The sequence below is a fragment of the Streptomyces sp. NPDC001157 genome (genome assembly GCF_053598255.1).
The window spans coordinates 316845-329455 of record NZ_JBSFJW010000007.1; the positions used below are offsets into that span (position 1 = coordinate 316845).

General features: G+C 70.1%; 14 protein-coding genes. 7 read left to right on the plus strand and 7 right to left on the minus strand.

The features are described 5' to 3' along the window. Nucleotides 1-203 precede the first annotated feature (203 nt). Nucleotides 204-938: a DUF4142 domain-containing protein gene (locus tag ACWDAG_RS16285; RefSeq protein ID WP_450696233.1), complete on the minus strand. Its 735-nt coding sequence runs from the start codon at nucleotides 936-938 to the stop codon at nucleotides 204-206. A gap of 244 nt (nucleotides 939-1182) precedes the next feature. Here ACWDAG_RS16285 and ACWDAG_RS16290 point away from each other — a divergent pair, with 244 nt between their 5' ends. Then, entirely contained in the window at nucleotides 1183-1866 is a 684-nt protein-coding gene (locus ACWDAG_RS16290; RefSeq protein WP_450696234.1) for a DUF6445 family protein, read from the plus strand. A 12-nt stretch (nucleotides 1867-1878) separates the two neighbouring features. Here ACWDAG_RS16290 and ACWDAG_RS16295 read toward each other — a convergent pair whose 3' ends face one another. Continuing rightward, entirely contained in the window at nucleotides 1879-2247 is a 369-nt protein-coding gene (locus ACWDAG_RS16295; RefSeq protein ID WP_450696235.1) for a DUF6479 family protein, read from the minus strand. Nucleotides 2248-2329: 82 nt separating this feature from the next. Between ACWDAG_RS16295 and ACWDAG_RS16300 the strand changes: the two genes are divergently transcribed. The 3 genes from ACWDAG_RS16300 to ACWDAG_RS16310 all read left to right on the plus strand — a co-directional run bounded on the left by ACWDAG_RS16300 (nucleotide 2330) and on the right by ACWDAG_RS16310 (nucleotide 5493). Further along, a complete protein-coding gene (locus tag ACWDAG_RS16300) occupies nucleotides 2330-2872 on the plus strand; it encodes a GrpB family protein (RefSeq protein ID WP_450696236.1) in 543 nt (180 codons plus the stop codon). A 71-nt stretch (nucleotides 2873-2943) separates the two neighbouring features. After that, nucleotides 2944-3348 carry a luciferase domain-containing protein gene (locus ACWDAG_RS16305; protein ID WP_450696237.1) on the plus strand — a complete coding sequence of 135 codons (405 nt, stop codon included), beginning with the start codon at nucleotides 2944-2946 and terminating at the stop codon, nucleotides 3346-3348. A gap of 189 nt (nucleotides 3349-3537) precedes the next feature. Beyond that, nucleotides 3538-5493: a YncE family protein gene (locus ACWDAG_RS16310; RefSeq protein WP_450696238.1), complete on the plus strand. Its 1956-nt coding sequence runs from the start codon at nucleotides 3538-3540 to the stop codon at nucleotides 5491-5493. Between the two features lie 42 nt (nucleotides 5494-5535). On the opposite strand, the gene ACWDAG_RS16315 is transcribed toward ACWDAG_RS16310, so the two are convergent. Further along, a complete protein-coding gene (locus tag ACWDAG_RS16315; protein ID WP_450696239.1) occupies nucleotides 5536-5910 on the minus strand; it encodes a hypothetical protein in 375 nt (124 codons plus the stop codon). A gap of 119 nt (nucleotides 5911-6029) precedes the next feature. Between ACWDAG_RS16315 and ACWDAG_RS16320 the strand changes: the two genes are divergently transcribed. Continuing rightward, nucleotides 6030-6704, plus strand: a complete 675-nt coding sequence (locus ACWDAG_RS16320; RefSeq protein ID WP_450696240.1) for a hypothetical protein — start codon at nucleotides 6030-6032, stop codon at nucleotides 6702-6704. 9 nt (nucleotides 6705-6713) lie between these two features. Here the strand turns inward: ACWDAG_RS16320 and ACWDAG_RS16325 are convergent, their stop codons facing one another. From ACWDAG_RS16325 to ACWDAG_RS16335, 3 genes are all read right to left on the minus strand, one after another. After that, on the minus strand, nucleotides 6714-7793 hold the full coding sequence (locus tag ACWDAG_RS16325) for an acyltransferase family protein (protein WP_450696241.1): 1080 nt from the start codon (nucleotides 7791-7793) through the stop codon (nucleotides 6714-6716). A gap of 170 nt (nucleotides 7794-7963) precedes the next feature. Beyond that, nucleotides 7964-9145 (minus strand): cytochrome P450 family protein, encoded by a 1182-nt coding sequence (locus tag ACWDAG_RS16330; RefSeq protein ID WP_450696242.1) that lies wholly within the window; start codon nucleotides 9143-9145, stop codon nucleotides 7964-7966. Nucleotides 9146-9191: 46 nt separating this feature from the next. Continuing rightward, nucleotides 9192-10037: a patatin-like phospholipase family protein gene (locus ACWDAG_RS16335; protein ID WP_450696243.1), complete on the minus strand. Its 846-nt coding sequence runs from the start codon at nucleotides 10035-10037 to the stop codon at nucleotides 9192-9194. 146 nt (nucleotides 10038-10183) lie between these two features. Here ACWDAG_RS16335 and ACWDAG_RS16340 point away from each other — a divergent pair, with 146 nt between their 5' ends. Both ACWDAG_RS16340 and ACWDAG_RS16345 read left to right on the plus strand, forming a co-directional pair. Beyond that, on the plus strand, nucleotides 10184-10870 hold the full coding sequence (locus tag ACWDAG_RS16340) for a TetR/AcrR family transcriptional regulator (protein ID WP_450696244.1): 687 nt from the start codon (nucleotides 10184-10186) through the stop codon (nucleotides 10868-10870). 61 nt (nucleotides 10871-10931) lie between these two features. Next, nucleotides 10932-11597: a DUF4328 domain-containing protein gene (locus ACWDAG_RS16345; protein ID WP_450696245.1), complete on the plus strand. Its 666-nt coding sequence runs from the start codon at nucleotides 10932-10934 to the stop codon at nucleotides 11595-11597. Nucleotides 11598-11686: 89 nt separating this feature from the next. Here the strand turns inward: ACWDAG_RS16345 and ACWDAG_RS16350 are convergent, their stop codons facing one another. After that, nucleotides 11687-12532, minus strand: a complete 846-nt coding sequence (locus ACWDAG_RS16350) for an SCO2400 family protein (RefSeq protein ID WP_450696246.1) — start codon at nucleotides 12530-12532, stop codon at nucleotides 11687-11689. Nucleotides 12533-12611 lie beyond the last annotated feature (79 nt).

Below are 12611 nucleotides of genomic sequence, written 5' to 3' on the forward strand. Positions count from 1 at the left end.
GGCAAGCCGCGCCCGGCCGCACCGGGGGTGAATGGTCTGAGGAACACCGGGCCCATTGGTCACATGAGCCCCAGTGCGATCACATCGTGGATCTGTTGGCGGAACGCTGTCAACCAGCGGTAACCGACGGGTAGTTCAATCGTCTATTACAATTTCGCCACAGACGGAGCGGGCGGCTCCACTATCGCGGAGCCGCCCGGATCTCACCTCACGGTCGGGCTCGGCGCGGCGTTCTGGCCGGTCGACGACTCGCCCGGCAGGATCGGCGGCTGGGTGGTGCTGTCCACCGGCGGGGTGAGGACGACCTCCGGCTGGCCCGCGGCCGGGGGTGGCGGGGTCAGGTCACTGGCGGGCAGCTTCGGCGGGGTCGTCTGCTGGAAGAGGACCTGGTCGAAGTTGACCAGCCCGGTCTGCTCCATGACCGTGATGTGGTCCAGGACCGTCGCGTTGGCCTGGTCGGCCAGGGTCCGCACCACGGTGTTCTTGGTGGTCGAGCGGATCTTCGCGATCGTGTTGAAGATCGAACCGTGCGTCACGCGCAGGATGTTGGCGAAGTCCGTGTCGAACTGCTTGCCCTGGTCCGCGGCGAGCGTGTTGACGAAGCCGACCTGCTGGGGGCTGGCCACGTTGGGGATCGTGATGTTCAGCATCGTGCTGATCTTGCGGCAGCTGGCGTCCAGCGCGGCGTGTCCGTCGATGAGGTGCTTGCTCGCGGTGATCACCGCCTTGCTCTGCCCCTTCTTCAGGCCCATCTGGCCCACGGGGTACTCCCACAGCCCGGCCGCGCGCACCTTGACCACGAAGTCGCGGTCGGACTCCGTCAGCGGCCCCCACTGGGTCTGCGCGATGACGCGGTCCCCCGAGCTCGACACGGTGTTGACTCCGAGCATCGCGGGATAGGCGAGCGCGGCCAGGGTCAAGCTCAGAGCCCCGCCCACGAAGAGAGTTCCCGTCGCATTCCGCGAAAAGCGCACCGTGCCTCCTGTCCGGTCGGGGGTCCCGCCGGCGGACGGCGGGGGGTCGACGGAGGGGAGTACGGATGAGGTTCCGGTGCGGAACCTTTTGGTTTGGTAAAAACCGGCGGGTGTGAGGCAGGTAACGGCCGGTATGCCCCGGCCGGTTGACGGAATGTTGACCATTCCACGGGAGAGACCAGGCAAAGACCGGACCTAAATTCGCCCCATGCCCCCACAGCCCCGGAAAGCCCCGACAGCCCTTCCCGTCCTCCCCTACCGCAAGCCCACCAAGGGCCGCGACTACTGGGTCATCGACGACGTCCTGCCCGACGTGGACGCCGTACGGGAGCGCTGTCTCGCCAAGGACGACTGGGTCAAGGGATACCCGTACACCTCGGAGACCTGGCCGGGCCTGCGCACCATGCCGGGCCTGGAACCCGCCGAACTCGCCCGCGTGGAACGCCTGGTGAAGAAGGCGACCGGCGCGAAGGAACTGTGGGTGCAGGAGGCCCCCGGCGGCGGCACCCTCAACCACAACTGCATCCAGGTCGTCGGCGAGGGCGAGAGCGAGCCGCGCCCGCACACCGACTCCCGTGCGCTGTGCCGCTACGCGGCGGTGCTGTACCTCAACCCCGGCGTCGGCAAGGACTGCGGGACCGCCTTCTACCGCCAGTCCATGCCCGGCGGCCGGCTCGGCGGCAACATCGTGCAGGCCCCGCACAACAACCTCGTCGAGGCCCTCGGCACGCGGTTCGTCCCGGGGGACCACTTCGAGGAGGACGTGCGGGTCCCGCACAAGTACAACCGCCTGCTCCTCTACAACGCCAACCTGGTGCACAGCGCGACGGGCTACTCCGGCAGCACGCTGGAGGAGAAGCGCATGACGGCGGTGTTCTTCTGGATGGCGTGAGCCCCAGGGACGTCAGAGGCGTCCCAGGCCGCCGCCTCCGAAGGAGCCACTGGAGCCGGGCAGCCAGCGCCGGCGGTGCTGGTCCTTCCCTGTCTTCGTTCCGGATGGATGGAGCTCGTAGGGCATGAGCCGTTCCTTGCCCTCCGCGTGCGGCACCTCGTCGGGTTCCCGCACCTCGCGCGTCTCCCGGACGGGACCGCCGTCGGGGAGGTGGGGCTGTTCGTCCGGGTTGGGCCGCGGCAGTTCGCGGTCCCGGACCCTCATGCCGAACTGCACGGCCCAGATCAGTGCACCAGCGATGATCAGGCCACCGACAAAGGCGGCGATCACGTTGAGTACCTCACTCGACGTGGCCGCAACAACAAACGTCGCAGTACTCATGCCCCAATTATCGCCGAAACGGAGCGATTGCGGAGTGTTCGGTATCTCCGCAGGTCACGGCCCCTTTCGAGGGTGCGGGTAGATGCACGTCGTGCGCGTGGTCGACTACGACCCCGGCTGGCCCCGCAGGGCGGCCGCCGCGGCGGCCGCCCTGCGCGCGGCGGCCCCCGGGCTGTTCGTCGCGCTGGAGCACATCGGCTCCACCGCCGTCCCGGGCCTGGCGGCCAAACCCGTCATCGATCTCATGGCTGCCGTACCGGCCCTCGCCGACGTCGGCCCGCACGAGCCCGCGCTCGCCGCGCTCGGCTTCCGCCCGCACGACAACGGGATGACCGACCGGCTCCTGTACGTCCGCGCCGAGGTCGGCCTCCGCAGCCACATCCTGCACGTGGTGACGCAGGACAGCTGGCTCACCCGCAACCAGCGCATCCTGCGGGACTACCTGCGCGCCCACCCCGAGGAGGCGGCCCGCTACGCCGCACTCAAACGGGCCCTCGTGGCAGCCGGCACCCCGGACCGTGACTACTCGCGTACGAAGACCGCGCTCGTGCAGGAGCTGACCGACCGGGCACGCGCGGAACGCGGCCTGCCGCCGGAGCCGGTGTGGGAGAAGGGGGCGAAGTGAGCCAGGTCTCCTGCGGGTTACGGATCGCTCAAGCCCTGGTGTCCGCGTGGTGAGCGCCGCACCATGGGCGCATGACACCGGCCCAGAGAGCCATGGACCAGCTGGCCGCGTGGCCGGACCTCAGCCCGTGCGAGGCCGGCTGCGGCACGGGCCGGGCACTGCGTTCCGTACGCGACGAGATCGTGCACTTCCACTCCGACCGGGACGTGGATCTGCACCTCACCACCCGCGCCATCCAGCGGCTCCACTACGACTTCGCGGAGTCGACCGCCATCCGCCTGGTGCCGGGCTCCCGCTGGGTCACCGTCCATCTCGACTGCGAGGCCGACGTCGACCTGCTGCTCAGCCTGGTCAGCGTCGCCCTCAAGGCCCACTCCGCCCACCCGGGACAGCCGGCGCCGGCCGTGTGCAACTTCCACCGGGTGACGGTGCTGGCGCGTGACGAGGCCGACGAGGCCGACGCCGGAGAAGGCTGAGAGCAGGGGATCTGCACCGGAAGTCCGCACACCGGAAACCCCCTCCACAATTGTCACAGCCATGCCATACGCTGCTCCCAGCAGCCGCGCCCCGCGCGTCACCGCCGTAGTGCGGTCATGTCCGGGTGCTGCGCGGCGCACTCATCTCCCCGGTCACACACCGGGTTTTCTTGTGGGGGTTACAACACTGTGCGTACGCGCAGCATCTCGACCGCGACAGCGCTTGCGGTCGTCTTCAGCTCGGCGGCGCTGAGCGTCGTCGCGGCGGGCACCGCCTCGGCGGCGACGGCCCATGTCACCTCGCTCGGCGGCATCGTCGCGGACGGCCCCTTGAAGCGGGTGTTCGTCGGCGACAGCTCCGCGGGGACCGTCGCGGTCACGGACTACTCCGGTGCCGTCCTCGGTTCGGTGGGCGGAGTGACCGGCGTCAGCGACCTCGCGGTGTCGGACGACGGGGCCACGGTCTACGCGGCAGCTCCGCAGATCCACGAGATCTGGGCCATCGACGCGGCCACCCTCGACGTCAAGAAGCGCTACACGGTCTCCACCAACTACGGCCCGCGCCACGTCGCCGTCAGCGGCGGCAAGCTGTGGTTCACGTACGGCGACCAGTGGGACGGCAACCTCGGCTCGGTCGACCCGACGGTGGACCCGGCGAGCGGCACCGACCCGGTGACGCTGACGCAGTTCCCGAGCGGGGGCAGCATCTGGGGCCAGGGCCTGCTGGACACCGACCCGAGCCAGCCGGGCATCCTCGCGGTCGGCGAGACCGGCCTGTCCACGGACTCGATGGCCGTCCTCGACGTGTCGAGCGGCAAGCCCGCACTGGTCGCGTACCACAACGGCGACTACACGCTGAACAACGGCATCGGGGACATCGACCTGGTCCCCGGCGGCACGCAGGTCCTGGTCAACGGCAAGGACCGGGACGCCTACGCGGACGGCAAGTTCAAGGCGGCCGGCTCCTACCCGGACGGCCAGCTCGCCGACGTGGCCTCCAACGGCCTGATCGCCCAGGTCAACGGCAGCAAGGTCGTCACGTACCAGCCGAACGCCACGCTGCCGCTGCACTCGTACGACCTCGGCACGTCCCACGCGGCCGCCCTCACCTGGGCCCCGGACCTCACCAAGGTCTTCGCGCTGGTGGGCACGGACACCGGGAGCGGCTACAACCTGAAGGTCCTCGGCGACCCGACGCTGAACAACCCGACCCTCACGCTCAACGCCCCCTCGACGGCGACCCGCGCCAGGCAGCTCACCGTCACCGGCAAGCTCTCTGCGTCGGTCGCGCTGCCGGCCGGTGCGCAGCTGAAGGTCACCCGTACCGACCTGGACTCCCCGAACGGCAAGGCGCTGCCCGCCGTCACGGTCAAGGCGGACGGCACGTACTCCTTCAACGACACCCCGCCGGCCGGTGGCACCGTCACCTACAAGGCGACGTACGCGGGCGACGCCGACCACTCGGCGGTCACCGCGAGCGACAAGGTCACGGTCTCCCGCACCGCGACCACGCTGAGCCTGAACAACAACGGCAAGGTGTACTCGTACGGCGCCGACGTGAAGTTCACCGCGCACCTCGGTACGACGTACAAGAACCGCACGGTCGAGATCTGGGCCAACCCCTACGGCGGTGACAAGCCCAACAAGCTGCTGAAGACCGGCACGGTCGACTCCAGCGGCAACATCTCCGCGATCGTCGACATGACCCGTGACACCGACGTCACGGCGGTCTTCAAGGGCGACGCCCGTTACGCACCCAGGACGGTCAAGTCCACGGGCTACGCGAAGGTGAGGGTCTCCACGGCCGTCACCAAGAACTACAAGAAGGCCGCGATCGGCTCGCACACGTACTACTGGTTCCACAAGAGCACCTCGCCGATCGTCACGACGACGATGACGTACTACCCGGGCCGCAAGCAGCGCCTCGAGCTCGAGGTCTACTACAACGGCAAGTGGTACGCGACCGAGGGCAGCCCCGAGTACTTCGCCCTCGGCTCGAACGGCAAGTCCGCGGTGAGCCTGGGCGCCCCGGGCGAGTCCGGCATCAAGGCCCGCGTCCGCGCGGCGTACATCAACAACTCGTCGGGCGACAACGTCAACTCGAACACCTACAGCGACTGGAAGTACCTGTACTTCACCAACTAGCCGACGGCAGGATGAGAAGCGCCGGGCCGGTGGCGAACGCCATCACCCGGCGCTTTGGGCGTTCGCCAGTCCCTGCCGCAGCGGAAGCGCGGTGAACACGACGAAAATGCCGAACACGGTCATGGGCAACAGCCCGACGGGACGCAAAAAAGCCACCGGATCCGCCAGAACGGCATGCCACGCGCCGTCCCAGTTGCCGGCCAGATCCAGGACCATGACCGCGGCAGCGAGCAGCGGCCCACTCGGGCGGGCCCGGACGATCAGCACGGCGACGAGCGGGTCCAGCAGCAACAGTGCGTGGAAGAGCAGCTGGACGGGTATCGGCGCGTAGCCGTAGGTGTCCAGCCCGCCCGTCGCGAGGAAGTACGCGTGCGCTCCCGTTCCTTCCAGGAAGCCGAGGACGTACACCCCCGCCACGCACCGGACCCATACCGGTCGATCCCCCCATCGCATGAAGATCACCCTAGCGACAACACGCAGCCCGGTCCTGCTGTTGATCGCGCCTGAGCTCGGCTCCCACGAGCAATAATCCGGACATGGCCGCACTGACCGACCTGCAGCGTCGCATCCTGACCGACGTGCTTGCCGTGGGCAGTGCCTACCCGCTCGTCCTCACGGGCGACTGCGCCGCGCAGGCGCACGGCCTGGTCGAGCACCTCAGCCAGGACCTCGACGTCGCCACCGAGAACCCCGAGAGCATGGCGCGGATCGGTGCCGCCGTACGGACGGGGCTGGAGGAACGGGGTTGGCAGGTGAGGGTGTTGGAGACGGATCCCCTCTCCGCACAGCTGATCGTCACCGACCCGGACAGTGGCGACGAGTGCGAGGTGGACGTCCTCAAGGAGGTCATGTGGCGGCCGCCTGTGCAGACCGAGTACGGCCCGGCCCTCTCCCTCGACGACGTCGTCGGCACCAGGGTCTGGGCCCTGGCCGACCGTGGCCTCCCCCAAGACCTCATCGACGTACGAGCCGCCGCGGACCGCTGGACCCACCCCGAACTCGAAGAACTCGGCCGCCGCCACGCCCGGGACACCTTCGACCTCACCGACCTGCAGGCGCGTCTGTCCGGCGCCGACCTGATGGACGACAGCGAGTTCGCCGCCTACGGGCTCGACGCGGGCGCGATCGCGGAACTCCGCCGTTGGGCACAGGTCTGGGCCGACGACATCGCGGAACGCCTCCTGGAAGGGGAGCCGCCGGAGGACGAGTGAGCGATGAGGTCACTCGGGCCGCGGGTTCCGTTTCCGCTTGAAGGGCAGCTCAAAGATCTCCGCGAACACCCATGCCGACAGAACCGAAGCCGGAAGCGCCAGAGCCACCGTGAAGCAGAAGGTGGGCAGTCCCGCCGACACGTGATCAGGGGCAATCTTCCGCACAACAATCATCACGATCGGCAGATGGATGAGATAGAGGCTGTACGAGAAGTCGCCGAGGCTGCGCATGGGCCGGGTGGCAAGGATTCGCAGCAGAAAGGCCGGGCGCCCGGTGGCGATCGCCGCGAGGAACATCGCCATGGCGGGGGCGACGGCGAGATCCACCCAGAAGTAGTGATGCACCGTCCAGGCCGATCCCCTGACGACGATGAGCGCCATGACCGGAACGATCGCAAGGGCGGCAAGCCAATGCCAGGGCAGCCGCCGGACCTTCTCCCTCGCGACAACGACTCCCGCGCCGACCAGACCGGCGACGAACACGGGCGCGAGATTCGGAGCCAGCCAGTTGTCACCTTCCACCGGGGAGGCATTTCCCGCGAGCACACCACGTGCGACCACCAGCAGTGTCACACCGCTGACCAGGACTGCCGCCCCCAACCGCCGCCGGACGAAGAGCAGCACCGGGAAGAGCAGATAGAGCTCCGCCTCCACGGCGATCGACCAGAACGCGCCGTTCGGCGTACGGGCCGTGAACACGTCCTGGAGCACCAGCCCGTACACGGCGACTGTCCTGAAATTCGGCGGCCCATGATGGGAGGCCTGCACCACAAAGTGGGCAACTGCCACGCTCAGCACCAGCGCCGCCCAGTACGGCGGAAGGATCCGCCAGGCACGCCGCCGCAGAAACCGGGAAACTCCCCCTTGCTGCCAGCCGTTGCGTGCGGGGGAGAGAGCCAGTGAGAACCCGGACAGTACGAGAAAGAAGACGACGGCGAGCCGCCCGTACATCAGCCAGCCCAGCCAGGACGGACCCGAATTCCTGGGAAACCCCGGAAAGGCAAGCAACCAGCAGTGAAAAAGAACCACGTACAGCGCGGCCAGCCCACGAAGCCCGTCGAGCCCCGGTACATGACTGACTGCGTTCACTTCCCCCGTACCGTCCACATGAGCATTCCTGCTGTCGGGACGGATCGATGCCAATAAAATTGTTCGGCCCTTCCTTCCGGCGCCGCGATCTTTTCGTGGGCCTGGGATGGCTCCACACAGTGACTCGTACGTTGCACGGAGGCAGGAGGTTCAGCCCGGCTTCCCGCTCGTCAACGGCCGAAGGAAACCGGCAGCCCGGCCAGCCCTCGCAGCAGCGTGCCGCTCCGCCACTCCTGTTGCGCCGGGGAGGTGGCGAAGGCCATCTCCCGGCGCTCCCGTACGAGCAGCCGCAGGGCGATGGCAGCCTCCGCTCGGGCCAGTGGGGCGCCGAGGCAGTGGTGCAGGCCGTGGCCGAAGCCCAGGTGGCCCTGCGGCCGGCGGGTGATGTCGAAGTGGTCGGGGGCGGGGAAGTGGAGTGGGTCGCGGGAGGCTGCTGCGAGGGAGATCTGGACGGCGTCGCCGACGGCGACGCGGGTGCCCGCGAGGTCCAGGGGCTCGGCCGCGAAGCGGAATGCCGTTGCGTGGACGGGGGAGTTGTAGCGCAGCGACTCCTCCACGGCGGCGGGGGTCAGGGACGGGTCCGAGTGCAGCAGCGCGAGTTGGTCCGGATGGGTGAGCAGGGCGTGCACCGTCCCCGAGATCAGGTCGACCGTCGTCTCGTGGCCCGCGACCAGGAGCAGGAAGGCCATGCCGAGGAGCTCCTCGGTGCCGAGGCCGGACTCGGCGGCGGCGAGGTCGCTCAGCAGGGTGTCGTCCGGGGCGGCGGCTTTCCGGGCGGTCAGGTCGGTGAGGCAGGCGGTCAGTTCGGCGCTCGCTGTGGCCGCCGCCTCCGGGGACGTCGGCATGACCAGTTCGTTCGACCAGGTGTGGAAGACGGCACGGTCGGCTGCCGGGACGCCCAGCAGGTCGCAGATCACTGTGACGGGCAGCGGCAGGGCGTACTGGCTCACCAGGTCGGCAGTTCCCTGCTGGGGCAGTGCCGCGAGCAGCTCGGCTGCAATCGTCTCGATCTCCGGCCGTAGCGCGGCGATCCGGCCGGGGGTGAAGTGCCCCGCCACCAGTCCGCGCAGACGGGTGTGCTCGGGCGGGTCGCTCTGGAGCATGTTGCGGCCGAGGGCGTGGCCGCCGTCGGTGCGCCAGGAGGAGGAGTGCCGGATGTCGTTGCGGAGACGCGGGTCGGTGAGCGCCGCGCGGGCCGCGTCCCGCGTCACGACCAGCCAGCACTCCCCGCTGCCCGGGACCAGGACACGGTGTACGGGGCCCTTGGCGCGGAGGGTTGCGTAGACGGGATACGGATCGGTCGCCAAGTCGTGCCCGGCAGGGGCCAGTTGCTGCAGGGTGGGGGCGGTCATGACGTTCTCCTTCCTGCGGGGAGGTGATGCCTCTCCTGCGTGCCGGTCACGACCGCCACACCTCCGCCACCGACTCCGCCAGCGCCGTCGCCTGGGCATGTCCCGCGCGGGCCGCGTCCGGGACGCGCGCGTTCGCCGTCATGTTCCGGCCCATTGCCCGGCGCGCGTCGCGGTCCGGGCACAGGAGCGATACGGCGGCTCCGTCGGCGGTGAGTTCGGCTGCCTGCTGTCGTGCGCTCGGGTGGGGGCCGACCGCGCCCGGGATCGGCACGACGGCGAGCACCCGACGGTATCCGCGGGCCAGTTGGAGGTTGGCCGTGGAGCGGGTGCCGCCGTCGATCCAGTGGCGGCCGACCAGTGCGACGGGCGGCAGGACCAGCGGGACGGCACAACTGGCGGCCACCGCGTCGACGAGCCCCACCTTCGCGTCCGCGTCGAACGCCGCCACATCCCCGCTCTCCGCGTCGACCGCGGTGATCCGCAACTCCCGCACGGGCCAGTCCGTCGCTCCGCACAGCCACTCCCGTACGGCATGGAGTACGTCGGCCGCAGGTGGGGTGCGGGCGGCGAGGGCGGCGCGGCCCAGGCGCCGTATCGAGCGCTCGGGGTCCCGGGAGCCCAGGGCGGCCCAGAGGAAGCGGAGCGTCTGGGCGGCGGTGACGTCGAGGTCGATGCGGTCGGCGCCGGACAGCTGGCGCTCGTACAGCTCGCGCGGGGGCTGACCCCAGAGCAGCCGGGAGCCGTGGATCGCGCCGGCCGAGGTGCCGATCACCACGTCGGCCCGGTCGAGGTCGATGCCCGCGTCCGTGAGGCCGGCGAGCACCCCCGTCATCCACGCGGCGCCGACGGGACCTCCGCCGCCGAGTACCAGTGCCGTGCCGCTTGCGCTCACAACGTCCCCCTCGGGCAGTGCTGAGCGGTCCCGCCCTCCCCCGTGGAGCGGGACCGCTCCTTGAAGTGGGGAGTACTCCCCGTTTCTTGGTTCGACGATAGCATGAGTACCGGGGAGCACTCCCCGGTACTCACCGGAGGATGAGGATGGCCATCGGCGCAGGCGACGCAGCCGCCCCGCGGCGGCGTGACGCGCGGCGCAACCGGGAACTCCTGGTGGAGGCGGCCCACGAGGTGTTCACCGAGCAGGGGCTGCAGGCGCCGCTGGATGTGATCGCCCGCCGGGCGGGGGTCGGCAATGCGACGCTCTACCGGCACTTCCCCACTCGGGCCGTTCTCATCGATGCCGTCTTCCGCGACCAGCTCGGCGACACGGTCGCCGCGGGCGAGCTGGCCCGAACGGCCCCCGACGCCTGGACCGGTCTCGGCACCTACCTCCAGGCCGTCTTCCGCACCCTGGCCGCCGACCGCGGCACCAACGACCTCATGACCACCCACGTCCAGGGCATCGAGGCACTGGACGACGTGCACGCACACAACCGGGAGACGCTGGAACTGCTGCTGGCGCGCGGGCGTGAGGAGGGTGCGATCCGCGCGGATGTCACCACGGAGGACGTCCTGTTCGTGCTGGCCGCGCTGGGGCGCGCCGTCCCGGCCCTGACCGCCGCGACCGCACCGGACACCTGGCGCCGCCCCCTGGCCCTGCTCCTCGACAGCCTGCGCCCGGCGCCGGAGTCCCTCCCGGACGCCGCCCTCACGTCCTCCCAGCTCGCCGACGTGCTACGGGAATTGGGGCCGCACCGTGCGCCCGCGCGGCAAGTGCGGGACGAGTGAAGCACCGCCGCCCGGCATGTCGATGTAGCGGTCGTCGTCCCCCGTCGGCGAGGATGCCCCGGTGAACGACCACATAGCACCCCCCACAGTTGACCCCGCCCCCGCTCTGCAGCCGGTCCGTGCGGCAGGCCTCGTCGCCAGTGCCGCCCTGGCTCTCGCCGGCCTCGGCTGGACGGCGCGGGCCGTGTGGCAGATCCGACTCGCTGCGGCGGGGGAGCCCGCCTCCGGGCCGCCGGACCAGGGCGACGGGGTGCACCGTCCGCTGACCTCGCTGGAGGACTCGTACCATCTCGTCAGCACGGCGTCGGGCTTCGCGGCGGCGATCTGCGCGATCGCGTTCATCGTGTGGATGGGCCGTGTCCGGGACAACGGGCGCGAGCTGTCCGGGACCAGGCCGCGCTACTCCGGGCTGTGGGTGTACCTCGGCTGGGTGGTGCCCGTCGTCAACCTGTGGTTCCCCCGCGGCATCATCGCGGACGCCTACCGGTCCAGCGCCCCCGGTGAGCGGCTGCCCATCTCCCTGAACGTGTGGTGGGGCCTGTGGCTGATCGGCATGCTCAGCGGAGTCGGCCTCATGTACGAGGACTCCACCGACGAGGTCATCGCCCGCGCCTACACGGACGTGTGGCAGCTCCTGGCGTCCGACGCGGCGGTCGTCGGCGCGGCCGTGGCCGCCGTGTTCCTCGTCCGCGCCGTCACTGCCGTACAAGAGCGGCGAATGAACTGACCTGAGAACAAAGCCGGTTGAAAGCCGGTTGAAGCCAGTCGACCCTGGCCGGTCAGGGCCAGGGTCGAGGTGGTGGAGCGAAGGTCAGGTCAGCTGACGCACAGCAGGCCGAGGACGCAGATCCCCGACGGTGAGGTCGCCGAAGACGAGTTGTCCGACTGGGACGTACCCGAGGAGCTGGTGGAGGACCCCGACGTTCCGGAGGAGCCGGAGTTGCTCGACGTTCCCGAACCCGTGCTGCCCGTGGGCGTCGCGGAGGGGGTCTGGGTCGTCGTCTTGCCGCCGGTGACGGGTGGCGTGTCGACCGAGGGGGTGTTCACGGTGGCCACGGAGCCCTGCTGGGCGGGCTTCGTCGCCGGCGTCGAGTGCGCGACGGGCGTGTACGGCTGCGTCCGCGCCGAATCGGTGTGGGACGCGGTGGCTCCTGAGTGCTGCTGAGCCTTGCCGGCCGTGGCGGAGCGGTCGGGAGTGGTGTCGGGCTTGCGGTGCTTGCCCGTGCCGGGCGGCGGGAGCTGGACGTTCTGGTCCGCGGCCCCGTCCTCGGAGCCCATGCTCGACAGGTCCGTCGCCGTCGAGGCCTCGGCACGTCGGCCGGAACCGTGGTCCATCGAGGCGAGGGTCATGCCGCCGCCGACGAGCGCGACGGCGGTCGCGACCACGGCCTTGCGCTGGTTCTTCTTCCAGCGCGCCCGCTGCCTGCGCCGGGCGGCCCGCCCCTGGGACAGGGGTATCGCGGCCTCGGCGCCGCCCTCGTCGTCACCGTATGCGTCGGTCTCCGGGGGCTCTTCCACCTCCGGCCACATCGCCGTCGCGGCGGGCGCAGGGACGGCGCGGCCGTGGGAGGTCACCGGTGCGATGTCGGGGGCGTAGGCACCGCAACCGGGGCACACCAGGGCGCCGTTGAGGTGCCGGCGGCATGAGGAGCAGTAATCCATCCGCTGTCGTCCTGACCCTTCGCGTGGGAGATGCACCGGAGATGCATGGGAGATCGAACGGGCTGCAACGGTAACGAGG

Excerpts from the sequence above, each read along its gene's own strand:
- ACWDAG_RS16330 (WP_450696242.1), bottom strand. The coding sequence starts at position 9,145 with ATGACCGCCCCCACCCTGCAGCAACTGGCCCCTGCCGGGCACGACTTG.
- ACWDAG_RS16350 (WP_450696246.1), bottom strand. The coding sequence starts at position 12,532 with ATGGATTACTGCTCCTCATGCCGCCGGCACCTCAACGGCGCCCTGGTG.
- ACWDAG_RS16340 (WP_450696244.1), top strand. The coding sequence starts at position 10,184 with ATGGCCATCGGCGCAGGCGACGCAGCCGCCCCGCGGCGGCGTGACGCG.
- ACWDAG_RS16305 (WP_450696237.1), top strand. The coding sequence starts at position 2,944 with ATGACACCGGCCCAGAGAGCCATGGACCAGCTGGCCGCGTGGCCGGAC.
- ACWDAG_RS16290 (WP_450696234.1), top strand. The coding sequence starts at position 1,183 with ATGCCCCCACAGCCCCGGAAAGCCCCGACAGCCCTTCCCGTCCTCCCC.
- ACWDAG_RS16295 (WP_450696235.1), bottom strand. The coding sequence starts at position 2,247 with ATGAGTACTGCGACGTTTGTTGTTGCGGCCACGTCGAGTGAGGTACTC.
- ACWDAG_RS16320 (WP_450696240.1), top strand. The coding sequence starts at position 6,030 with ATGGCCGCACTGACCGACCTGCAGCGTCGCATCCTGACCGACGTGCTT.
- ACWDAG_RS16300 (WP_450696236.1), top strand. The coding sequence starts at position 2,330 with ATGCACGTCGTGCGCGTGGTCGACTACGACCCCGGCTGGCCCCGCAGG.